This window comes from Haladaptatus sp. CMSO5 (assembly GCF_036689885.1).
Taxonomy (GTDB): domain Archaea; phylum Halobacteriota; class Halobacteria; order Halobacteriales; family Halococcaceae; genus QDMS2.
The window spans coordinates 2,653,850-2,677,279 of the sequence record NZ_JBAHVW010000001.1 but is presented as its reverse complement, the minus strand read 5'-3'; the positions used below and the strand labels follow the sequence as shown (position 1 = coordinate 2,677,279).

Below are 23,430 nucleotides of genomic sequence, written 5' to 3'. Positions count from 1 at the left end.
CATCCCATAAGCGTTGTAGCCGCCACAGACCGCGCCGTTCAAACCCTCGCAACCCACACCCTGTGACAATGAGCGACGACGCAGATCACGAACTCCCACCCAGAGAGGAGTTCCACCACGACCCAATCGGCCACACCGACGTGTGGGCGGGCATGACCGTTGGCGAGCTCGTCTCCGAGTACGGTCACGCCGGAATCGGCGCAGCAGACCTCCACGAAGCCGTGGACATCTACGCTGAGATGATTGGCAACGATGACGTGACCAATTTCTTCGGCCTCGCAGGCGCGATGGTTCCCACGGGGATGCGAAACCTCGTGGCCGACCTCATCCGCGACGGCCACATTGACGTGCTCGTGACGACCGGCGCGAACCTCACCCACGACGCCATCGAGGCTATCGGCGGCAAGCACCACCACGGCCGCGACCATGACGGCGAATCCACCCCACGCGACTTCGACGAGAAACTCCGCGACGAGTGGGTCGACCGCATCTACAACGTCTATCTCCCCCAGGAGCATTTTACTGCCTTTGAAGGCCACCTCCGCTCCGAAGTGTTCCCGAACATCGACCGGACGGTGACCATTCAGGAACTCACCGAAGAACTCGGCCGCGCGAACGCCGAGGTCAACGAACGCGAGGGCATCGAGGAGGACGCAGGTATCGCTGCCGCCGCCTACGAGAACGACGTGCCAATCTACGTCCCCGCGATTCAAGATTCCGTGCTCGGCTTGCAGGCGTGGATGTACTCGCAGGTCAACGAGTTCAGCCTCGACGCGCTCTCGGACATGACCGGCCTCACCGACATCGCCTTCGACGCAGAGCAGGCGGCCGCGATGGTCGTCGGCGGCGGCGTCCCGAAGAACTTCGTCCTCCAGACGATGCTAGTCGTCCCCGACGCCTACAATTACGCCGTCCAACTCACGATGGACGCGCCGAACACGGGCGGCCTCTCCGGGGCAACGCTCGACGAAGCCCGCTCGTGGGGCAAGTTGGAGAAAGCCGCGCGAAACGTCTCGGTGTACGCAGACGCGACGATTACGCTTCCACTCGTGGTTGCAGGCGCACGCGAGAAGATTCAACAGGACTGAACTCGATCTTTTACGGTTCTTTTACCATGTCACACAGCTCCTCGGGATAGAGGATGCGCTCACCCTCCTCAAACTCAGAAACCGGCAGCCACCGCACCTCGAACTCCTCGTCTAATTCTTCTTCGTAGCCGGTCATCGCCTCGCGCTCGTACACCTCGTCGTCGGCCACGTCCGCCTCGTAGACCAGCGCAATCTCGTGTCCCCGCTCACCGTCGAACGAAAACCGGTTCTCGATGTGCGTGAGGAACTCCACGTTCTCCAACTCCACGTCCAACTCTTCTCTGAACTCCCGACAGACCGCATCCTCGCTTCGCTCGCCAAACTCCATCCCACCGCCGAGCGGCCGCCAGAACACCTCGTCCGACTCGGGGTCGTACCCCCGTCCCACGAGCACCTCGTCGTTTCGCCGCACGAGTCCGAGCACCACCGGCCGAATCTTGCGCCAGCTCATCGCTCGCTGGTTCTCAGGTCGCCTCGAAAAATGTTCCCCAGAAGAAAACTGACTTGCTCGTTCGCTGGATAACTGCAGGTGGCCAATGACGAGGCACCGACTCCGAACCAACCTAGGCAGTTGGTGATGCGGAGCCCTATGAGTGCCGAGGCCTGCTTTCTAACCAACACATCTCACCAACAAGTTAGCCTCTGAAAACCGCAATAACAGCCACCGAGTGCCATCTCACAGAACCCTATCCTTCAGACGGATGAGTAGCCACAATATCGCCACCACGCCGAAGCCTACGTGGCCCCCAGTACGCGACGATTGCGCCGGTCGTAACGACGAGCAGGACGACCATCGTGAGGCTTGCAGGGTCGGATTCGAGAATTGGAAACATCCCCTGTGACCAGTTCCACGTCGCGTGGAAGAGCAGTGCGGGCAGGAGGCTCGCGTTCGTGTTGTTGTACACCCACGTCATGAGGACGGAGAGCAGGGTTATCGAGACGGTGAACCCGACGAACGAGCTCTGATAGTAAATCGTCTCACTCGGGATGTAGAACAGCGGGACGTGCCAGAGTGCCCAGATGAGTCCCACCGCAATCCCACCGCCGAGTGCAGAAAACCGTGCTTGCAACGGCCCGAGCAGGTATCCTCTCCAGCCGAACTCCTCCTGAACGGGGCCACCCAACAACAGGATGACCACGAATGCGATGGGGAGGATGAGGAGGTTCCCGGCCCACGGGAATGACGGCACCGTCTCGGTCACGATTGCCACCCCAAGCGAGAGCAACACGATTGCTGGTGCGAGAACGAGTGTCGGGGTGAGCCAGCGCTTCGGGAAATCCAGTTGCACGGCTCGCCTTGCGAGATGCCTTGCTCCACCGACCCCGTTCGCATACGTTACGAGGACGAACGCGGCCAGGGTCGGGCCAAACGCGCCGATACTGGGGAGCGTTGGAACACTTTCGAGGACCCCCTCGGCGACAAGTGCTTGTGGCACCCACATCCCCCACGAGAACCCGAATGTGAGCACGAGGAACGCGACAATCCCTCGCCATCCGACATCGGCAGAGTCGGCTGATAGGGCACCGGCTTTCACACCGCTAGTTCGACTACTGAGAGCTTATAACTGCTGCGCGCGGCGGTTTGGTCGCATCCAAGCCACTCGGTACCCTCCTCGAAAAATGCGTGCCACGCTCGTAATTCTGAGATGATTCCGTCCCTTCTCTGGATTGCGTGCGAGTCGTGAGTGCCGGGAGTTGTTTTCTAGCTATATACTCTCGCCCGTTTTGTTCTGGCAGGTTGTCGAGTTCAAGCACCGCCTCGTCAATCCCTTGTTCGAACACGACGATACACAGGCGCGTTTCCTGCTGAGAGTCGGTCTGGACAAATGAGCTATTTTCCTCGACAATTCCCTATAAACTACTTGTCAGACAGCGATAATGGGATAAATGTATTTATTAATACCCTATATCAGGGGTTACACACAGAAACTATTTATTAACGACCACCGTCACTACATGCAACCGTGTCAATTGTTAGCATATGTTTGTGGGTGGGGTGTAGCGACGGTGGACCACGCGAGGAAGGCCGTTCAACCTGACTGGTCTCTATCGTGCCATCACACACTCCACAACCGATTCGGCGGAGTATCGAGGTCGAATACTGGGTCGTAGACAAGCAGGGGGAACTGACCGAGCCGGGCGAACTGGTGTCGGCGTCTTCCAGGGTCGAACGGGAGTTCGTCCGCCCGCTGCTGGAAATCAAGACGACGCCCTGCGAAACGACGAGGCAACTCCGCGAGGAACTGTTCGCGCAGCTGCGAGTGGTACTCGACCGGGCCGAAGCGGCTGGCAAGAGACTTGTCCCACTGGCGACGCCGCTGGCTGGCGAGGAGGTCACCGAGATACCCAGCGAACGCACGCGCATCCAAAACGCGGTGGTCGGCGGGGACTTCGAATACGTCCGCCACTGTGCCGGGACGCACATACACGTAGAACAGCAACCCGGGCACGAGGTCGACCAGATGAACGCGTTCGTCGCGCTCGATCCAGCGCTGGCGCTGGTCAACTCCTCGCCATACTACCTGGGAGAACGGCTGGCGACGGGCGCGCGCTCGAAACTGTACCGACGGAAGGCGTACGACAGCATGCCACATCAGGGACTGCTGTGGTCGTACATCGACGACAAGCGAGAGTGGACGCGCCGTCTGGAGCGTCGCTACGAGGAGTTCGTCGCCGCCACGCTGGACGCGGGTATCGACCGGGCAACCGTCGAGGCGAATTTCGACCCAGAGAGCGCGGTCTGGACACCGGTTCAGTTCCGCAAGCAGTTCGGTACCGTCGAATGGCGCTCGCCAGACGCGGCACTGCCGGGCCATGTCGTCCAGCTGGCCGACCGGTTGGCTGACGTGACCGCCACCGTCCGCGACGGCGAGGTGCGTATCGAGGGCGAGACCGGCCGGTGGACCGAGGCGGAGGTTGTCCTCCCGTCCTTCGACACTGTCCTCGAATACGTCGACGACGCCATCGAGGACGGTCTCGACTCTGAAGCGGTCCGTGGCTACCTCGAACGGATGGGATTCGATATCGCGGCGTACGACCCGCTCACCGAGCACGTCGACGACGGGCCGACGATCACCGCCGAGGCGGCCCGGAACCGACGACTGGAGTGTGCCGACCTGCTCGAACAAGAGGTCCGTCACCGGTCGGTCGATATCGACTGACAATGCGGGGAGTTGCTCCGCCACCATTTTGTCTGCATCCCTGCACAAGATTTTCCTCTGGGGTTGCCCTCTGGCTACAGCGAGACTCGCTCTAAAAACGACCGCAACAACGCATTGAACTCCCCAGACTTCTCCAGTGACGGCAGATGCGCCGTCCCTTCAATAACTTCAACCTGCACATCCGCCAAGCCCGCTTCCAACACCGACGCAATGTCTGCCATGACTGGCGCATCAAGTGCGCCCGAAATCAGTAATACGGGCACCGAAACGTCACCCAATCTGCCAATCGCTGGCGGCTCGCCCTCCGATTCGTTCGCGTTGTCGGTGGACAGTTCGTAGCTCTGGAGCAGCATCTTCCGAACCAGTTCTCGACTCGCTTCATCCACCGCATCGAGCGCGCGCGATGGCCCGGCGAGCCACATCTCGCTCTCGATGGTCGCCGTCCGCTCGAAATCGCCTGCCTCGAAGGCCGCTTCGACTTCGCCCCAGCGGGCGCGGAGATCCGGGTCGTGGACTTCGTACCCGCTTAACCCCGGTGCGACGAGGGTGAGGCTCCTGACGCGATGGGGTTGGTCGAGGGTGAAATCGAGGGCGGCCGCCCCGCCCATCGACGCGCCGACGAGATGCGCAGCTTCGACATCGAGCGCGTCGAGCACGGCAGCGAGGTCGCGGTAATGGGCGTAGGGTGCTGGCGGGAGTTCCGACCGGCCGAACCCGCGCAGGTCGTAGGCGAGGGTGCGGTAGTCCGCAGCGAACGTGTCGAGTTGCTCGTTCCACAGGCGGCTGTCCGCGACGCCCGCATGCACGAAAACGAGTGGTGTACCACTTCCGGCGGTTCGGTAGAACAGGCGAGTGCCACCCACAGTCACGTAGCCCGTGTTGAGCGTGGCGTGGCCCTCGGGTGGCTCTGCGTGGGGCGGTGTCATCTCTTCGACTACGCGTGCCGGCGCAATAGCCGTTGTTGACCCGCTCGCTGCAAACAGCGTACCGGTGAAAAACGTCACAGAATCTATCTATACTCTGGGTTCGTACTACTGGGTATTCTTCACGTTGGCTATCACCGGTAGCCAGACGACGAGTGCCATGAGTCAGGAATCTACGCCCGAGAGAGTGGTTGAGGAGGAGCTTGACCGTCAAATCGGGTTCATTGGGGCGTCTGCGATCGGCATCGGAACGATGATTGCGGCGGGTATTTTCGTTCTTTCCGGGCTAGCGGTGAGCAAGGTCGGAGCCGCCGCTATCGTCGCGTTCCTGCTTGCTGCGGTCGTCGCAGCCTTTACCGCCGCCGCGTACGGTGAGTTCTCCTCAATCTATCCGGAGAGTGGCGGCGGCTACATGTACGTCGCAGAGACGTTCGACACCGACCTCACGTACATCATGGGCTGGACGATGATTCTCGGCTATCCAGCCAGTGCGGCGTTCTATCTCGCCAGTTTCTCGGAGTGGTTTTTCCGCTTCATCTATCCAGTGCTCAACATCCCCCAAGCAATCCCGTTCTGGGTCGCCGGGGTCGTCATCCTCCTCTTGCTCGTCGGGCTTAACCTCAAAGGGACGGAGGAGTCGAACACCTTCCAAATCGTCGTGACCGCCCTCAAAATCGTGCTCATCGTGCTGTTTCTCTACGGCGGGCTGCAGGCAATCGATTCGAGCACCATCACGGCGTCGATGGCAGAAAACATCACCCACGTCAGGGACATCGGGCTGACCAGTGCGCTCGTGTTCATCACCTTCTTTGGCTTCTCGGCTATCGCGACGAACGCAGAGGAAATCCAGTCGCCCGCTCGGACGGTTCCCCGCGCGATTTATTTCAGCATGGGCTTTGTCACGCTCATCTACACGCTCGTCGTCCTCGTCATCGTGATTGCCGTAAACGATGTTGGGTTCCTGTCGTTCCTTTCTGACCAACTCACCTTGGGTGGCAACGAGGCCGCCCGCGATTTCGTGGGCCAAAACGGCGAGGTGGCGATGGGACTTGCCGCCCAGTACTACCTCGGGAGCGTTGGCTTCTACGTCATCATCGTCGGCGCGCTGTTCTCGATGCTGTCTGCGGCGAACGCGACGATTATGGCCGGCTCGCGCGTGAAACTGGCGATGGCCCGGCGCGACCACCTCCCGGCGCAGTTTGAGGAACTCCACCCGCGGCTCAACACGCCATATAAGACGGTGATGCTCACGGGCGGGTTCATCCTCATCTACGTCGTCATCTTCACCGTCATCTTCGGTGGCGTACCGGGGAGCGAAACCGCGACCACACCGTTTGGCCTCCACCTCGGTCTCGAAACGCTCGCTGGGTTTGCGAACTTCCTGCTCCTTTCCGGGCTGACCATCGTGAACGTCGCCATCATCGCCTCTCGACGCAAGTTCCCGACCATCGAGCGACCCTTTCGAGTTCCTGCAGCGCCGTGGGTGCCGCTGCTCGCCATCGCCGCAAACCTCGTCTTGCTCGCAAACGTCGAACCGCGGAGCTTCGCCATTGGCCTCGTTGCAGAATTCATCGGCGTTGGCCTCTGGTTCGCCGTCATCGGCAGCGCACCGTCTATCGAGCGGATTGAGGCAGAAACGCCCACCGCAATCGCAGACTACACCGCAGCGAGACCGGAACGCGGCTACCAAGTGGTCGTCCCCATCGCCAACCCTGCGAACATCGAACAGCTGATGCGCACCGCGTGTACGCTCGCGGCTGAAAACGACGGCGAGGTGTTCGTGGTCAGCGCGGTCACCGTGCCCCATCAGACACCGCTTTCGAGCGGCCGTGGGTTGGCAGAACAGCGCCGGGCGGTGTTGGTGCGCGCAATCGAGTTCGCAGCCGAGTGGGGCGTCCCGGCGAGCGGAGTGGTTCGCGTCAGTCACGACGCCGCCCACGCGATTCTCAACACGATTCGCCAGAACGAGAGTGACGCCGTCATCGTCGGTTGGCGGGGCAGTTGGTCGAATCGGCGGAACGTGGTGTTCGGCTCGACCGTCGATGACGTCATCACGAACGCAGACTGTGACGTGTACGTCGAGAAAATCGGCCCGCGAGCGGACGGACAGGTCGATTCAATCTTACTCCCAACCGCGGGCGGGCCACACGCGCACCTCGCCGCAGAGACTGCGCGTGCCATCTCACACGCCACGGGCGCGGTCACGCGCGTCATCTACGTCATCGACCCGCGCGCCGATGCAGAAGAGCGCGAGCGGGCCACCGCCTTGCTAGAGGCCGCCGCGGCGACTTTCGAGGACACCCCGGTCGAAACGCTGCTTGTAGAGAACGCCGATGTCGTCGAAGGCATCGTTACCGAGGCGAAAAACCACGACCTCACCATCATCGGCGCGACGCGCGAGGGGTTCTTCCAACGCCTCCTGTTCGGCGCGGTGCCAGAAGCCATCGGACAACGCATTCCCACCACCGTCATCATGACCAAACGGAAGTTGGACGTCTCCTCTCGTCTCGGTGATCTCCTTGGCCGTCGGTAACACGCGGGTATGTCGAGAAGTTAGGGTGGGGTGCACGAACGGACAGTAATTGCGGTGCAAATTGCTTCTGACCGACCGGCTTCAGTGGGCCGATTCCTGCCTGCCAAACCAGTGCGAGAGTATCTGTGTGGCCTGTTGGCGCACCTCGCACAGTTCGTGAACTGGGGATACCACAGAACCCGACTGCCAATGTGATGAAACGGACACGATCTCGAAATTCTCTCGAGATGCTGGCTAAAATTCCGCAAAAACTCCTCCCCACAGTATATTTGTCCAGCAAAACTCGAATTTTACGTACAAATACACAACCCTTATCCGTGTGGTCGGTCTTTGTTGAGTTGTAATGGCAAACGGTAAAGTTGATTTCTTCAACGACACGGGCGGCTACGGTTTCATCGCGACGGACGAGTCTGACGACGACGTTTTCTTCCACATGGAAGATGTCGGCGGTGAGGACCTTACGGAAGGTACCGAAATCGAATTCGATATCGAACAGGCCCCAAAGGGCCCACGCGCAACGAACATCGTTCGCGCGTAAATCGGATTTCTCAGTCGCCCTCGGGCGACAGCAAAACACTTCGTTTCTTTACGAACACCACACACCGCGAGCAACCGCGTTCGTCGCGGGTCGTATCTCCGCACCGGCCACTGGCGAGCAGCAAGCCGGTATCGCTCTCGTCAGTGTTGACCGGTAATCTCGCCCGGTTTCTCCCTCGATTCTGGCGTGGTATGGGTACGCTTTTCACCCCGAACTTTACATGATAGTTCGTCCGAATTCCGGCTGTTCACCCCCTCAATAGGCGAATTCTGCCACTTCTCAAAGGAAACTTCTTTTAGGGCTGAACCATTGGCTCCCGAGCACCGACATGAGCGAGGCTCCGGACGCAAGCACACTCAAGCGAACCTTCCTCAAGTACCAACACGTTCTGGTGTTCGCCGCACCAGTCCTGTTCATCCTCGGAGTGGTTTTCGCCGCTCCGACCCCCGCGGATGCGGGGACGAGCTACTGGCTCGAATACTGGTGGCTGTTCCCGTTTTTCATCCTCGGAGCGACGATTGTGAACACGGTCGGCATCAGCGGTTCGGCGCTGTTCGTGCCGTTTCTCATCTTCATCTTCCCGGTGTTCGCGTTCCCATTGGAACCGGAAACCATCGTGAAGATTGGCCTCATCAGTGAGTCCTTTGGCCTGTCGAGTTCCGCACTCGCGTTTATCCAGTACGGACTCGTAGACCGCAGACTCGCGCTCACGCTCGTTGGAGGCTCCGTGCCGTTCGTCATCGGCGGGGCACTCCTGTCGTTCGTGATTCCAGAGCCAATCTTTCAGTTCCTGCTCGGCGTCGCGCTCGTTGTTGCGGCGTATCTGCTGTTCAAAGCAGACTTGAGCCACGAAGAGCCGGATGGCGCGCACGCAGACGTAGACGCCGAGGTCAGTGCAGACGGTGGCACGCACCTCCCCGACGACGACGACAAGCTCGGCCCGGCGGGTGTCACGGTCACCGACGACGGCACCGTAACCCGCGTCGACCGCGACGGCAACACCTTCCGCTATAAGCGCTCTGGGTATCTCGAACGCTTTGGCAACTACAGCATCGGTGGCGTGTTCCAGGGCCTCGCAGGCTTCGGGATTGGCGAACTCGGCATCATCTCGATGCTCCGCTCTGAGATTCCCGTGAAAGTCGCCATCGGCACGAACCACATCGTCGTCGCGCTGACGGCGGTCCTCGCCTCGCTCGTCCACGTCTTCGGTGGCGGACTGATCGGCGGACACGCGATGGACCTCGCCTCAACACCGTGGAACATGGTCGTCTGGACGGTTCCCGCAACCGTGACCGGCGGCCAAATCGCACCGTACGTCGCCTCGCGGCTCGACACGGACGTCATCAAAAAGGGTGTTGGCGTGCTGTTCGCCGCCATCTCGGTTGCGCTGTTCCTCATCTCCGTGGGCGGTCTGTAACCGCCGTCACGCCGTTTTTTAGCCTGTCGCCGTCGCGTTCGTCCGATTCGTCTCTTGAATCACGTAGCGCTGGTCGACCTGCGGGTCGAGCAGGCTGTCAATCGGCGCTTGGCCGTCTCTGAGCAGCGGCACATCGGCCGTGTTCTCCGTTGCGCGGTAGTTCCGTATCTCGCTTCTGAGGTCGATGCCGATGTCGCGTTCGGTGTTCCGCGCGAGCAACTCCTCGCGGGTGATGAGCGTCCCGTTTTTGGTTGCGATAATTTCGATGTTCTGGATGACCGTGGCATCGACTGTCGGGAAGCTGTACACCCGCGGGAACACGGCGTCGATGGTTTTGTACTCAGACCGGTAGAACTGTGAGGCAGCCCCCTGTGGCGCTGAAATGATGTTGGCAAACAGGATGCCGTCGTCGCTCAGGCGGCTTTCTGCCAGTTGCATGAACTCTTCTGTGGTCAACTGAAACGGCACTTTGTCCTTCTGGTAGGCGTCTAAGACGATGAGGTCGTACGTCTGGTTCGTTTGTCTGAGATACTGGCGGCCGTCCATGTTGTGGATGCGAAGTCGGTCGGATTCTTCGACCGCGAAGTACTCTTTTGCGACCGAGATGACCTCCGGGTCGATTTCGACGACGTCGACGGTCACGTTGTAGTCAGCGACGAAGCGTTTGGGGCCGGTGAAGCCACCGCCGCCGATGAACAGGACCTTGTCGATGTCGTCGTTCATCAACAGGGGAAGGTGGAAGTAGCGCGTATAGCCGAAGACGTGGCGATTGGGGTCAGAGAGGTCCATCGCGCTGTGGCGCTGGCCGTCGAGATAGAGCGTCCGCGTGTCGCCTAAGTCAATGACCTGTAACTCTTGATACGGCGTCTGTGTCTGGTAGACGATTTGTCCTTCGATGCTTAACCCAGCAAGGCCACTTCCGGCGGCTGCGACGAGCAGGAGCGCGACCGCCGCGCTGCCCACCGCTTGGTCGGTCGTCATCCCCGGACGGGCGATGAGGACGGCCGTTCCGACGGCGATCAGGCCGAGGACGAGGCCGATTTGGGTAATCGAAAGCGACGGGATGAGGAGGAACGTCGTGCCGAACGCACCGAGGATGCTGCCGACCGTCCCAATCGCGTACACCCGCCCCGAGGCGGCCCCAGTGCTCTGTTTATCGGAGAGTTCTGCCGCGTACGGACTGATGAACCCGAGCAGGTAGGTCGGGGGTGCAAACAGCAGGATGATGGCCGGAAGCGACGCGAATCGACTCGGGAGCGGGAACGCCGTAGACGCCCGCAACAGCGTGTCTCCAACGAAAATCACCACCGCGACGTAGAGGGCGGTTCCGAGCAACAGTCGCACCAACCGATTGTGTGAGGCACGCGAGGCCGCAGAAGCGCCGCCGCGCAGATAGCCGAGGCTGAGCGCCGCGAGGAACACGCCGATGATGCTTCCCCACGTAAAAATACTGCTCCCGAACTGTGGCGCAATCATGCGGCCTGCGAGAATCTCTAATCCCATACTGGTCATGCCGGAGGCGAACACCGCCAATTCGGGCTTGGCGGGTGGGGGCGGCAACCGGGTTCGAAGCGGGGCCATTCCTGTGTCCTACGCGCAGCGTGGCATTAAAGGATACAGCTACTAGACACGTCCTGAATCATCGTGTTCCGGACTCTGCAACTGTCATCCGAAGCGAGGTGTGGCAAGTACGTATAACTCGGCTGCAAGATACGGTGACCTATGGTCGTCATTGTGCGGGGTTCGATTCCCGCAACCGAACTCGCGCTCGCCCATGTGCTGCGGTCTGACCTCCCTATCGAAGTCAATGTCGAGCGAATCGTCCAGAGCGGCAAAGAAAGCGTCATGCCGCTCGTCTGGTTTCACGGCGTCGACAAAGACCGGTTAGAGACGCTGTTGGCAGAAGACGACAGCGTCGATTCGGTTACACTGCTCGCTGATTTGGGTGACGAATTTCTCTATCGCATGGAGTGGGTCGATAAAATCCAGTTCTTGCTCAGTATGCTCACCGACTCAAAGGCAACCGTGATGAACGCCTACGGACGGGGCGACCAGTGGAACCTCCGGGTGATGTATCCGGACCGAGAGCTGTTCTCACAGAACGTCGATTTCTCAAAAGCGGCAGACCTCTCGTTCGAGGTTCACTCGATTCGAGAGCTCGATGAGGAGCCGGTTGGCCGATACGGACTCACCCAGAACCAGTACGACACGCTCATTCGCGCGGTCGAGACGGGCTATTTCGAAATCCCTCGTGAGACCTCGCTCGAAGACCTCGCAGACGAGTTCGACGTCTCCCATCAAGCGCTCTCAGAGCGCCTTCGCCGTGGGATGAAATCGCTCCTCGAAGATACGCTGGTCATCGGCCACATCGAAGACGAGTGAGTCAGTCCCAGTGGCTTCGGTACTCGAAGTCAGGAGACCGGTCTTCGAACCGACCGAGTTCAAAGGGTTCCATCGGGAACGGGGCGTCTTCCCCGGTCACGAGACACCGAACTGCCCGGCCCGTCACGGGCGAGAGCATGACGCCGCGGCCGTGGAGGCCCGTCACGAACGCGAGCCCATCGGGGACTTCTGCGGGTGCGTCGATGATCGGCAGGCCGTCGGGCGAGGCGCAGTCGGCGGTCGGACAGCAGTCCTCGCGGCGGATGTCGCCGTCTTCGACCCCCGCGAGCAGAGGTGCAACACGTTCGGTCACCACCTCTCGAAACGACTCTTGGACGCCCATTGGCGTGCCTTCGGGGTCTGAGAGGAGGTGTTCGTTGCCGCCGATGAGCACGTCGCCGCGGTCGGTCGTGCGCCAGTAGACGCGCATTGTCGGCTCTGAGCCCATCGGGGCAGCTTCGGGAAGCGGCGTGTCGGGTTCGACCACGATGGCGTTCCAGCGAAGCGGCTTGACGGGGAGTTCGACGTAGTCCGCGAGTAGGTCGCGGGTCTTCCAGCCCGTCGCGTAGACGACGTGGTCTGCGTCGATGGGGCCGTACTCGGTTTCGACGCCCACCACCGCATCGTCTTCGACGCGCAGGCCGGTGACCTCGTGGTCGCGGAACACGGCTGCGCCCGCTTGCTCTGCGGCCCACTTGAGCGTCATCGTGTAATCGAGGGCGTCTAAGTAGCCCGTGCCGTCGTAGTGGAGTGCCCCGCCGTAAGCCGACAGGTCTGCGAAGGCGTCGGGGTAGCGCGCGCGAAGTTCGTCTTTCGTGAGATACGCGCCACCCTCGGGTGCCTGGTAGGTGTACTTTGCTGCGTCTTCTTCGGGGACGAGGCGGACGGTGTCGCGGTCGGTAAACGAGAAAATGCCGTGTCCATCGAGGTCTCGAAACTGTGAGAGCGCGAACGTCGCCCACTCGTCGGGGAACGGTTCGAGCGAGAGTGAAATCATCCCCGACGCGCGCGAGGAGGTATCGGCTGCGACGCCGCCTTTATCGAACACCAACACGTCGTGGTCGGGAGCCAACTCGCGGGCGATGGCCAGCCCGGAGACGCCGGCTCCGACGACGACCACACGGGAGTCACGTCGTGACATATGTGGACACAAGACGAGATGCAATAAAACGCTACGGGAAGGCGATTTCGATTCGTGTGTGTGGTGGTGACACACACGACCGATTCTATCGAAATTCTCGAAAAATGCTCGATTTTCGCTCACAAACGTTCAGAAATTACCGAACAATCGTGTTCGATTTCCCGCGAGTCGGGTCGATTCAGTCCGCACCTTCCAATCTCTGTAAATCGTTGTATTTGGGTGTTACACACTCTCTCGCTAACGATATCGGCCGTGAACCTTGTATAGTTATAGCGTTCAACTCCTGTTGATTGAATAATGACGGACCTGGCTACATCAGCCCAGTCGCTCAAAACAGCACTTCCGAATCCAAAAGAGGCAGACAACGTCCTCTACAACCCATCGCTCGACGAACTCCGCGAGCTTGCGCGCGGAGACGAAATCACGACCGAGTTCGGGTCGCCGTCCTACGTGAGCGAGGAGCGCTCGCGGAACGCAGACAAGACGAAAAACGCCGTTGACGCGGAGTTCGACGACGAGGATTACGCCTACCTCGATGCGGCCGTCGACTACGCAGAAACGGAAGCGATGATTTGTGTAGACCGCCTGATGGGCCGACACACAGACCACTCCTACCGATGCCGTCTGTACGTCCAAAAGGAGTTCGCCCGTATCGCGCTCGCGTGGGCGAAACTGTTCGAACCCGTCGCGGACGACGCAGACCCCGACTTCGTCACCATCCAGCTTCCAGAGTGGGACGAAATCGCCGTTCGCATCCTCCCAGACGAGGGTGTCACCGCGGTTCTCGGCAGCGACTACACCGGCGAGGCGAAAAAGTCGTTCCTCCGCCTGCACATGTACTACGCGAAGAAAGCAGGCGGCCTCGGCCTCCACGCGGGCAGCAAGCGCGTCACGCTCAAAGACGACGACGGCGACCTGAACGACGTTGGCCAACTGTTCCTCGGGCTTTCTGCGACGGGTAAATCCACCCTCACCGCCCACGGCCTCTGGCTCGACGGCGACGAGGAAGCCTCGATGCTCCAAGACGACGTGTGTGCGCTCCTCCCCGACGGCACCGTCGCAGGCAGTGAAGGCAACGGCCTGTTCGTCAAAACCATCGGCTTGGACGCAGCCGAACAGCCAGCGATGTACGACGCCGTCACCCACGACTCGGCCATCTTAGAAAACGTCGATGTCGACACGGACGGCACGGTTGACTTCGACTCCGACCTCCACACCAGCAACGGGCGGGCCATCATCGTCCGCGACCAACTCGCCTCCGCAGACGCAGACATTGACCTGCCCGAAGTAGACCAGGTGTTCTTCATCACGCGCAACCCCGTGATGCCGCCGGTCGCCAAACTCACGCCCGAAGAGGCCGCCGTCGCGTTCATGCTCGGTGAGTCTATCGAGACCAGCGCGGGCGACCCATCGAAAGCAGGCGAGTCCATCCGCGTCGTCGGCACTAACCCGTTCATCATCGGCTCGAAAGGCGAGGAGGGCAACCGCTTTCGCGAACTCGTCTCCGACCTTGGCGTCGAATGCTACGTCCTCAACACGGGCCACATCGGCGCGAACGCACAGGACATCGGCGTGACCGAGTCCGTCACCATCCTCCGCGAAATCGCTCGCGGAACCGTCGACTGGGAGCGCGACGAGCAAACCGGCCTCACTATCCCGACGAACGTGCCGGGCATCGACATCACCGAGTTCTACGTCCCAGACCACGTCGAGGACTTCGAGCAGAAAAACGTCGACCTGCGCGGCGAGCGCCTCGCCCACCTGACGCAGTTCGACGACCTCGATAACGCGATTCTCGACGCCGTCTACTAACTTTCCTCCTCTATCTCTCCCATTCTCCCACCGATGAGCGACAGCATTCGCTGTCGATTACGGCCAGTTTCAAACGAATTTGGGTGAGAGTGGTGTCCCAGTGGTGTCACAGTTCGGCAAACCCTCATGTGTCGATTCGCGCTCCGTTCTGATACAGCACTATGAGAGACTCCGACCCAACCCCAACTGACCGTCGCGCCCTCAGTTCGCGCCGCACTGTCCTCGGCACCATCGCCAGCATCGGCGGCGTCGCCCTCGCTGGCTGTATGGGCGGCAGCTCCGGTGGCGAGGGAACGACCACGACGACCGAAGACGGTGGCATGACGACGACTGACGGCACCATGACCACAACCGAAGACGGCTCGATGGACGCCAACCCGGACGTTGCTATCCTGAACTACGCGCTCACACTCGAACACCTGGAGAACGCGTTCTACCGTGATGGTCTCGATACGTTCGCGGATGACGAACTCGTGCAGGCCGACGCGCTGAGCAACTTCAGCGAGACTCTCCGGATGCAGGTTCCAGACTACCTGAAAGCAACGGGCGAACATGAGGCAGCTCACGTCTCAGCCATCGCAGATACCATCGAGAAACTCGGTGGCACACCGGTCGAAGAAGCCGAGTACAACTTCGGCTACGAGACGCCTTCTGAGTTCCTCGCCGTTGGCAAGGCACTCGAAAATACGGGTGTTGCGGCCTACGCGGGTGCTGCGCCGTCTATCGTCAACAACGACGTGCTCACCGCCGCCCTCGGCATCCACAGCGTCGAAGCGCGCCACGCGAGCTTCCTCAATCTCGTCAACTCCGAAGACCCGTTCCCGAAGGCTGTAGACGAGGCGAAGTCGATGGAGGAAGTCATCGAAATCGCTGGCGGGTTCATCACTGAGAACCCGAACGACAGCAGTGCGCTTGCGCGCGGTGACTCGATGGAGACGCCGATGCGAAAGGAAGATGACGGCACGAGCGACGTGGACATCCTGAACTACGCGCTCACGCTCGAACACTTAGAGGCCGTCTTCTACCGCGAAGGCCTTGAGACGTTCAGCGCGGACGAACTCCGTAACGCGAGCGTCCTTTCGGACTACGACGACGAACTCCGCATGACGGTTCCAGACCGCCTCGCCGCCATCGGCGAACACGAGGCGGCTCACGTGACGGCGATTGCCGACACCATCGAGAAACTCGGCGGGACGCCCGTCGAAGAAGCGAACTACGACTTCGGCTACGAGACGCCTTCTGAGTTCCTCGCCGTAGGCAAGGCACTCGAAAACACGGGCGTTGCGGCCTACGCGGGCGCAGCAACCTCCGTCTCGAACGACGACGTGTTCGCGGCCGCCGCGGGCATCCACAGCGTCGAGGCACGCCACGCGAGTTTCCTGAACGAACTCAACGTGGCGAACCCGTTCCCGGAGGCCGTCGACCAGCCAAAAGGCATGGAGGAGGTGGTTGAAATAGCCGGCCAATTCATCGTAGAGGAGTAATCCTCCCCGACCCGGTCGCCACCGCGACCACCTGTGTGCCATTCCGGCGACGTGGCCCCCACCACGCCACGTCGCCACTTTTTTCTCGAAACCCGTCACGAATCATTTTGCTTCAGTGACGTGTAGGTACGGTATGCGCGTCCACTTTGCCGACGAGACGTTCGACTACCAGACGCTCAGAGCCACTGCGTACGCGCCCTACGAGGGGAGTTCGCTCGGCGAGTGTCTCGCCACCGCAGACCGCATCAAGGAGGGCGAGTTCGAGTCGTGGCACACCGAGTGGCGACGCACCGCAGACCGGGTGGCGAGCGAGGCAGAACGCGCCCGTGACGAGGGACGCGACGAGACCGCCCGCGGCGCGTTCTTCCGAGCGCACACCTACTACCGGACGGCAGAGTTCTTCTTAGCGGGTGACGACGCGCGACGCCTGCCCACCTACGACCGCAGCCGTGAGACGTTCCGCGCCGCACTCGACTTCCTCGACACGCCCGTCGAAACGGTCGAACTTCCCTTCGAGGACACGGCGATTTCGGGGTATCTGTTCGCGCCCGACGACAGCGAAGAGCCTCGCCCGACGCTCGTCTGTCTCGGCGGCTTCGACTCGATAGCCGAAGAACTCTACTTCCTGTGTGGCGTGCCCGCGGCGCTCGAACGCGGCTACGCCTGCTTCATCTTCGACGGCCCCGGACAGGGCGACTTGCTCAGATACGAGTCGATGCGGGCGCGAACGGAGTGGGAAACGGTCGTCGGGCCGGTGCTCGATTTTCTTGAGACGGAACCCGTCGTCGATGCGTCGAACATTGCGCTGCTCGGCGTCAGCATGGGCGGTTTTTACGCACCTCGGGCCGCCGCATTCGACGACCGGGTGGCGGCGTGCATCGCGTTCGACCATTGCTACGACCTCTGGGCGGCGTCTGCCTACGGACAGGAAGCCGTTGCAAGCCTGTTCACGTACCTGCCGGGTGCGCTCGTAAACGGCGTCGCGGCGCTTGCTGCCCGCGTCGATGCCGGGTCGCGGTGGCAACGGCAGAACGCAGAATGGGTGTTCGGCACGGACATGGCTGGCCTCCTCTCTACGCTCAAAGCCTACTCACTCAGAGACGTCGCTCATCGAATCACCTGTCCGACGCTCGCGCTCGCTGGGGAGGACGACCACCTGATTCCCCTCCCGCTCGTCTATGAGTTCGTGGACGCGATAGCCGGGCCGACCACCCTGCGCGTGTTCGAGGAACACGAGGGCGCAGCAGACCACTGTCAGTTGGGGAATCTCCCGCTCGCCCACGGCGTCATCTACGACTGGCTTGACGAGACGCTCACCTGAACGGGAACATGCTATTTAGCCCTCGCAGGGCTACAGACAGGTATGGCTGGTCACGCCTCGGCTGTCGATGAGCTCACGTCCCGCGAGCGGGTTCGCTTCTATCTGGTTGACCACCAGACGCTCGTCGGGAAGACCATCGACGTCGCGCTCCTCTCACTGATTCTCGTCTTCATCGCGTTGTTTATCCTTGAAACCTACGCGTTCGCAGAGCCGTACATGCCCATCTTGTTCCAGCTTGAAGTGGCGATCAGCTTCGTCTTCCTCGGTGAGTACCTGCTTCGCATCTACAGCGCCCGAAATCGACTCGCAGAGGTGCTCAACCCCTACACGATGATTGACTTGCTCGCCATTGCCCCCACGCTGCTCATCTTCTTGTTTCCGACCGTCGACCTCGTCGTGTTCAACGTCGGCTTCCTGCGAGTGCTCCGGGTGGTGCGGGCGCTTCGCTTCTACCGGTTTACCGCAGACGAGGAGTTTTTCTTCGGCACGGTGTCGCTCTCTTCGTTGCGGGCGATGAAGCTCGCGCTCACCGTCCTGACCATTTTCTTCGTCTCAGCCGGGCTGTTCTACAGCTTCGAACACGAGTTGAACCCGACGGTCAACAACTTCGGCGACGCCTTCTACTTCGTCGTCGTCACGCTCACGACGGTCGGATTCGGGGACATCACGCCAATCACCGACGCCGGGCGCTGGGTGACGGTCTCTGCCATCATCGTCGGCATCACCATCATCCCGTGGCAGGCGAGTCGCATCATCAAAGAGTGGACGTACAAAGAGCGCGTCAACGTCGTCTGTGAGAACTGTGGGCTTGCTTACCACGACCGGGACGCCTCCCACTGCAAAGCCTGCGGGCACGTCATTTACCAGCAGTACGACTCGCGGGAGTGAGTCAGCGCGCGAGCACGAGCGACCGGTGAATCGACCCGAGCGAGAACGGGAGTCGCTCCCACGCGTCGCCGGAGGTTGCCGAGTACCAGACCGACCCGTCGCTCATCCCCGCGACGACGAGGCCGGGTTCGCCCGGGAGCGTACAGAGCGCATACGGCATCGCAAACGACGGCTGTGGCAAGCCTCCGGCGAGTCGTTCCCACGGCCCATTTTCCTGCCAGCGGTAGATGTAGGCGCGGGCGTTTTCTTCGCCGTGAGCCGCGAACGGGCCGGTCGAAGCCGACAGATACCACGTCGTTGGGTCTTCGGGGTCTGCTGTGACCGCCCAGCCGTACGACCGGTCGAGGCCGTTCGTCGGTGCAATCCACGTCTCTCCGCCGTCGGTGCTCGTCGCTCCTGCCCGCCCCCGTAACCCGGCACCGCCTTCGTACATGCGGGTGCCGTCGGTGGCGTGGAACGCGAGGCTGTGACAGTCGCGAATCGCACCCTGCTGGTGCCCAGTCCACGTTTCGCCACCGTCGGTGCTTCTGACGACCGCGCCGAACTCAATCCCTGCGAGGACGAGGGTCGGGTCGGTTGGCGACAGGGCAATCGCTTGGACGTACGCCGTCACGAACGGCGGTTCGGCCGGTGAAAACCAGAGCCGACGGCCGGGAATCTTCGCAAAGCCGGGTGGCTTCGTCCACGTCAGTCCTCCATCTCTCGATACGTAGATGGCCGCGGGTTTCGCCCCGGCGTAGATGACCGCCGGGTCGTGTGGACTCACCGCGAGCGATTTCACGACCACGCCGTCGAGGCCAAGAAACTCCCACGTCTCGCCACCGTCTACCGATTGATACACCCCGTCTCCCTGCGTTCCGGCGTACAGTATCGCCGGAGTGGTCGGGTCTACTGCGAGACAGCGCACGTCTTTGGTGACAAGCTCGTGTGAGACCCCCCACTCGCGGTCTTCGAAACTGGCCCGTGCGATACCCCCGTCCGTCGTTGCGAGGAACGTGGTTGCAGTCAGTGCGTCTGGAATCGTCGTGTCGCCAACTCGTGGCGGACTCGGTGTGTCAATCGCCATTTCCCCAGCCCACCTAGAGAAACGTTGCCACGGGCAAAATAGCTAGTCTGTGTTGCTCACCGTACTCTGACTTACGTGGCCGCGTTCGAGCGACCTATCGCATCGACGCGATAGTGCAACACCACAGCCCCGAGGATGCACACCAAGCCGAGGCCAACGAGGACGAGCGACTGGCTCGTGAACACGCCGGTCACTCGCCCGACGAGCGCGACCACGAGGTCTGCGAGCGCCGGGATTGGAACGTCGCTGCCCGCAAGCGCCGCGCCGAGCTGTGCGATGGCGACTGACCCGAGTACGAACGAAACGCCCCCAGCGAGCACGAACGCCCCGCCGATAGTGGAGAGAAATGTCACGCCAGAGCGGCCGACGAACCAGAGACTTCCCACCAGCACGAGGATGAGGCCCGCGAGGACGACCACACCGCGGTCGAGGACGGTGACGACCGTGCGGGCGTTCTCGAATGCCTGTTTCGACTCTGCGGGCATCTCGTCGGTGAGGACGAGTTCCGTCCCGCCGAGTTCCGCGACGAGCTGGTCGTTCATCTCTGTGGCAATCGTTTGTGCGAGGACTGACTTCGACTCCGTGAGATCCGTCTTAAATTCGTTGTAGGTCACGGTCTCGTCGGTGAGTCCGGTGACGACGACCAGCGTGAGGTCTGCTGAGGCAGAGACCAGCGCCGGGTCAATCTCCGCCGGTGGCACTGTCTCCTCAACTGCGGCGACGGCTTGCGTCTGCACCGCGGAGAGTGCCTCGTCGGTCAGCGCCGCGACACGCTCGTCGTCTGCCTCGACGCGCTCGCGCAGGGCGGCTTCGATGGCCGGTCGCCGCGCGCTAACTGCTCGTTCCTTCTCAGTGGCGGTGTAGTCGTCCGGATCGTAGTTTACGATGACGAGTGCGAGTAGTTGGTCGTCCGTGGCGTAAGCAAACGCCTGTCCGACTGCCTGCTGAATCACCTGTTCGCGCACGGTTTCGCGCACCTCCGCGCGTGCGGCGAGGAAGCCCGCCTCGCTCGTCTCTGCGTCTTTGAGGAGGGCGGTGTCGAACGGGAGGGCTGCGGCCGTCAGGTCGAGGTCGCCCACGAGGTCTGCGGTCGGCGTCTCTACGATGCTCGTTTCGAGATTCTCTGCGAACGACGCCTGCGCTGGCGCGAGGTCTATCGCGAGGCGCGGTTCTGTCGCATCACCGTGGAGGTACGCATACGTATCATCAATATTGGCATTCGTCTGCGCCGCAAGATACGCCGGGTCGAGCAACGCCTCGCGGTAGGCTTCCGCCGTGAGTGAGGCGACAACGCCCATCTCGCTGTCGTTCAACTCGCCCGCGGTGGGGCCGCCGAGCGTTTCGATGGCGGCGGCAGAAAGCACGTCGTAGCCGCCTTCCTCTGCGAGGCTCTGTTTGACGAAGCCGGGGTCGAGTACCGTCCGGTGGGTCGCAACGAGCGCGTTTTCAGCGCCGACTGTCCCAGTCAGCAGCAGTCCTACCACCAACAGACTCAGGAGTTTTCTGGTACTCACCGGCAGTTCACCACACTAGAGAGGGTGGAAACAACGATAAAATCACTGTTTACAATACTGTCTTTTCTTCTGACTAAATCTGGGTGCCTCGGCTCAGCGCTCTTCGACGAGATTGTAGGGGTTGCCGTAGCAGTCCTCGACCATCGCAGAGACGCCCCACGGCACGTCTTCGGGCGCGCTTGTCACCGTCACGCCGTTTCCTTCGAGCGTTGCAACCGTCTCGCGGCAGTCGTCAGTGGCGAGGACGGTGACGGTTCCCTGTCCGATTCGCTCGCGGAGTTTCGCGGCTTCGTCTCCGAAAAAGTCCTCGGTTGGCTCTTGGAGGACGAGCTCTGTCCTTCCGCCTTCGGGCGCAACCGTCACCCAGCGCATGCCGGGGGCGAACTCCTCGTCCGCGCGCTTCTCGAAGCCGAATTTCTCGGTGTAGAACTCGAGTGCTTCATCTACGTCTGCGACCAGAACGGTCGCGTGGGTTACGTCGGTGAGCATGACACGCGGTGGAACTCAGAGCAGGCAGATAAGCGTAAGCTGTGGCGTGAAAATGGTTGTTGAGACTCAGGCCATCGGCTTCACGTTCTGGTTCACCCGGAACAGGTTGTGCGGGTCGTATGCCTTCTTGAGTTCCGCGAGACGGTCGTAGTTGTCACCGTACGCGAGCGCTTCTTCGCCTTCGCTCTCGCTGATGAAGTTGACGTACGCCCCGCCTTGGGCGTTGGGTTCTTGGGCGTTGTAGTACTCGCGCGCCCACACCTTGCAGGTGTCGTCGAGCGCGGGGTTGTCCCAGCGCGTGTGGACGTTCATGATGTACCTCGCGTCACGGTGTGGATACGCGGTTGCGTCCGCCGAAACGCGTGCCATTGCGCCGCCGACCTGTCCGAAGAAAATCTCCGACAGCGGCGTCGGCAGGTTTGCCGCGTAGTCGAGCGCGAGGTCGATGACCTCATCGCTCAACTCGGCGAAGTTGTGCGTCTTCCAGTAGTTGCGAAGCCCGGGTTCGAGCAGCGGGTCGAACGCCTGTTGGAAGGCTTCGTACGGAGCGGGACCGACGCCGTCGCCGAGAAGCGTGCCCAGTTCACGGAGCGGCTTGATGAGTTCTTCGCCCTTGGCCATGTCGCCGGTGTAGAACGGAACGACGATGACCGCGTCCTTGCCCACGTCCGCTTCGTCGATGAACGGAAGCGGCGGTGCCTGGCGCAAGACGAGCCACGTCGAGAGTTCGTCGGGCGCGGTCTTGTTGAACTCGCGCACCTGCTGCATCACCGACTTCCCATCTTTCGCGTCGTAGACGATTGGGCCACAGAGCACTTCTGGGCCGACTTCGTGGAGGTCGAATTCGAATGAGGTCACGACCCCGAAATTCCCACTGCCACCGCGAATCCCCCAGAACAGGTCTGGGTGCTCGGCTTCACTCACGTGGAGTAGCGTCCCGGCGGAGGTGACGAGGTCGACCGACCGCAGGTTGTCGATGGTCATGCCGTACTTGCGGGTGAGCCAGCCAAACCCACCGCCGAGGGTGAGGCCAGCCACACCCGTCGTCGAGTTGATGCCGAGGGGCGTCGCAAGCCCGAACGCCTGTGCCTCGTGGTCGAAATCACCGAGCGTCGCACCGGGTTCGACCCGCGCCGTCTTCGCTTCGGGGTCTATCCGCACCGCGTTCATCCCCGAGAGGTCGATGACCAGCCCGTCGTCACACAGCGCGTTCCCCGCGATGTTGTGCCCAGCCCCCTTTATCGCCACCAGCAGGTCTTGTTCGCGGGCGAAATTGACCGCACCGATGACATCTGCCACGCCAGCACAGCGGGCGATGAGCCCGGGGTGCTTGTCGATAGCCGCATTCCAAATCGTCCGGGCTTCGTCGTATGTCGGGTCGCCCGGTCGAATCAGCTCCCCTTGGAACCCCATCGCGAGCGTCTCGATTGCACTTTCGTCGATACGTACTTCTCGAACTGCCATAGCCCGTAATACTTCGCTGAATACGGAGAAATAGAATGTTGCTTACTAGTCATACAATCTGGAATATCTGTTAGTATTCGGTTCTGGCCGCGTATTCTGGGGAATAAAATGTGATTTTTCTTTGTTATATGGGTGGTTCGTGGCGGCCGTTCTCGTGAGAAGTGCCACCATAACTCATGCCCTGTGTGTATATTTCAAAGGTATTTTAT

Annotated in this window: 19 protein-coding genes; 10 read left to right on the top strand and 9 right to left on the bottom strand. The window is 61.2% G+C overall.

The window, feature by feature from the left end; genetic code table 11:
• Window positions 1-68: 68 nt before the first annotated feature.
• Window positions 69-1,088, top strand: coding sequence for a deoxyhypusine synthase (locus tag V5N12_RS14320; protein ID WP_332899849.1), 1,020 nt, complete (start codon window positions 69-71; stop codon window positions 1,086-1,088).
• Window positions 1,089-1,098: 10 nt separating this feature from the next.
• Here V5N12_RS14320 and V5N12_RS14315 read toward each other — a convergent pair whose 3' ends face one another.
• Both V5N12_RS14315 and V5N12_RS14310 read right to left on the bottom strand, forming a co-directional pair.
• Window positions 1,099-1,539 carry an NUDIX hydrolase gene (locus tag V5N12_RS14315; protein ID WP_332899848.1) on the bottom strand — a complete coding sequence of 147 codons (441 nt, stop codon included), beginning with the start codon at window positions 1,537-1,539 and terminating at the stop codon, window positions 1,099-1,101.
• A 235-nt stretch (window positions 1,540-1,774) separates the two neighbouring features.
• Entirely contained in the window at window positions 1,775-2,623 is an 849-nt protein-coding gene (locus V5N12_RS14310) for a type II CAAX endopeptidase family protein (RefSeq protein WP_332899847.1), read from the bottom strand.
• Between the two features lie 516 nt (window positions 2,624-3,139).
• Here V5N12_RS14310 and V5N12_RS14305 point away from each other — a divergent pair.
• The gene (locus V5N12_RS14305) at window positions 3,140-4,249 is read left to right on the top strand and encodes a glutamate-cysteine ligase family protein (protein WP_332899846.1); all 1,110 of its coding nucleotides are present in this window, start codon (window positions 3,140-3,142) and stop codon (window positions 4,247-4,249) included.
• Window positions 4,250-4,323: 74 nt separating this feature from the next.
• Here V5N12_RS14305 and V5N12_RS14300 read toward each other — a convergent pair whose 3' ends face one another.
• Window positions 4,324-5,175, bottom strand: a complete 852-nt coding sequence (locus tag V5N12_RS14300) for an alpha/beta fold hydrolase (RefSeq protein WP_332899845.1) — start codon at window positions 5,173-5,175, stop codon at window positions 4,324-4,326.
• Between the two features lie 157 nt (window positions 5,176-5,332).
• Here V5N12_RS14300 and V5N12_RS14295 point away from each other — a divergent pair, with 157 nt between their 5' ends.
• The 3 genes from V5N12_RS14295 to V5N12_RS14285 all read left to right on the top strand — a co-directional run bounded on the left by V5N12_RS14295 (window position 5,333) and on the right by V5N12_RS14285 (window position 9,660).
• A complete protein-coding gene (locus tag V5N12_RS14295; protein ID WP_332899844.1) occupies window positions 5,333-7,705 on the top strand; it encodes an amino acid permease in 2,373 nt (790 codons plus the stop codon).
• Between the two features lie 343 nt (window positions 7,706-8,048).
• On the top strand, window positions 8,049-8,243 hold the full coding sequence (locus V5N12_RS14290) for a cold-shock protein (RefSeq protein ID WP_332899843.1): 195 nt from the start codon (window positions 8,049-8,051) through the stop codon (window positions 8,241-8,243).
• Window positions 8,244-8,571: 328 nt separating this feature from the next.
• Window positions 8,572-9,660 (top strand): sulfite exporter TauE/SafE family protein, encoded by a 1,089-nt coding sequence (locus V5N12_RS14285; RefSeq protein ID WP_332899842.1) that lies wholly within the window; start codon window positions 8,572-8,574, stop codon window positions 9,658-9,660.
• Between the two features lie 18 nt (window positions 9,661-9,678).
• Here the strand turns inward: V5N12_RS14285 and V5N12_RS14280 are convergent, their stop codons facing one another.
• Window positions 9,679-11,241, bottom strand: a complete 1,563-nt coding sequence (locus V5N12_RS14280) for a spermidine synthase (RefSeq protein WP_332899841.1) — start codon at window positions 11,239-11,241, stop codon at window positions 9,679-9,681.
• 141 nt (window positions 11,242-11,382) lie between these two features.
• Between V5N12_RS14280 and V5N12_RS14275 the strand changes: the two genes are divergently transcribed.
• On the top strand, window positions 11,383-12,042 hold the full coding sequence (locus V5N12_RS14275; protein WP_332899840.1) for a helix-turn-helix domain-containing protein: 660 nt from the start codon (window positions 11,383-11,385) through the stop codon (window positions 12,040-12,042).
• 1 nt (window position 12,043) lies between these two features.
• On the opposite strand, the gene V5N12_RS14270 is transcribed toward V5N12_RS14275, so the two are convergent.
• A complete protein-coding gene (locus V5N12_RS14270; protein WP_332899839.1) occupies window positions 12,044-13,183 on the bottom strand; it encodes an NAD(P)/FAD-dependent oxidoreductase in 1,140 nt (379 codons plus the stop codon).
• Window positions 13,184-13,480: 297 nt separating this feature from the next.
• Here V5N12_RS14270 and V5N12_RS14265 point away from each other — a divergent pair, with 297 nt between their 5' ends.
• The 4 genes from V5N12_RS14265 to V5N12_RS14250 all read left to right on the top strand — a co-directional run bounded on the left by V5N12_RS14265 (window position 13,481) and on the right by V5N12_RS14250 (window position 18,688).
• Entirely contained in the window at window positions 13,481-14,995 is a 1,515-nt protein-coding gene (locus tag V5N12_RS14265) for a phosphoenolpyruvate carboxykinase (ATP) (protein ID WP_332899838.1), read from the top strand.
• Window positions 14,996-15,156: 161 nt separating this feature from the next.
• Window positions 15,157-16,479, top strand: a complete 1,323-nt coding sequence (locus V5N12_RS14260; RefSeq protein WP_332899837.1) for a ferritin-like domain-containing protein — start codon at window positions 15,157-15,159, stop codon at window positions 16,477-16,479.
• Window positions 16,480-16,612: 133 nt separating this feature from the next.
• Complete coding sequence (locus V5N12_RS14255; protein WP_332899836.1) at window positions 16,613-17,800, top strand: alpha/beta hydrolase family protein; 1,188 nt, start codon at window positions 16,613-16,615, stop codon at window positions 17,798-17,800.
• 42 nt (window positions 17,801-17,842) lie between these two features.
• Window positions 17,843-18,688 (top strand): ion transporter, encoded by an 846-nt coding sequence (locus V5N12_RS14250; RefSeq protein WP_332899835.1) that lies wholly within the window; start codon window positions 17,843-17,845, stop codon window positions 18,686-18,688.
• 1 nt (window position 18,689) lies between these two features.
• On the opposite strand, the gene V5N12_RS14245 is transcribed toward V5N12_RS14250, so the two are convergent.
• From V5N12_RS14245 to V5N12_RS14230, 4 genes are all read right to left on the bottom strand, one after another.
• A complete protein-coding gene (locus V5N12_RS14245) occupies window positions 18,690-19,754 on the bottom strand; it encodes a WD40/YVTN/BNR-like repeat-containing protein (protein ID WP_332899834.1) in 1,065 nt (354 codons plus the stop codon).
• Window positions 19,755-19,825: 71 nt separating this feature from the next.
• Window positions 19,826-21,238, bottom strand: a complete 1,413-nt coding sequence (locus V5N12_RS14240; protein WP_332899833.1) for a hypothetical protein — start codon at window positions 21,236-21,238, stop codon at window positions 19,826-19,828.
• Between the two features lie 123 nt (window positions 21,239-21,361).
• Window positions 21,362-21,757 (bottom strand): VOC family protein, encoded by a 396-nt coding sequence (locus V5N12_RS14235; RefSeq protein ID WP_332899832.1) that lies wholly within the window; start codon window positions 21,755-21,757, stop codon window positions 21,362-21,364.
• Window positions 21,758-21,823: 66 nt separating this feature from the next.
• Window positions 21,824-23,221, bottom strand: a complete 1,398-nt coding sequence (locus V5N12_RS14230) for an FAD-binding oxidoreductase (protein WP_332899831.1) — start codon at window positions 23,219-23,221, stop codon at window positions 21,824-21,826.
• Window positions 23,222-23,430: the final 209 nt, after the last annotated feature.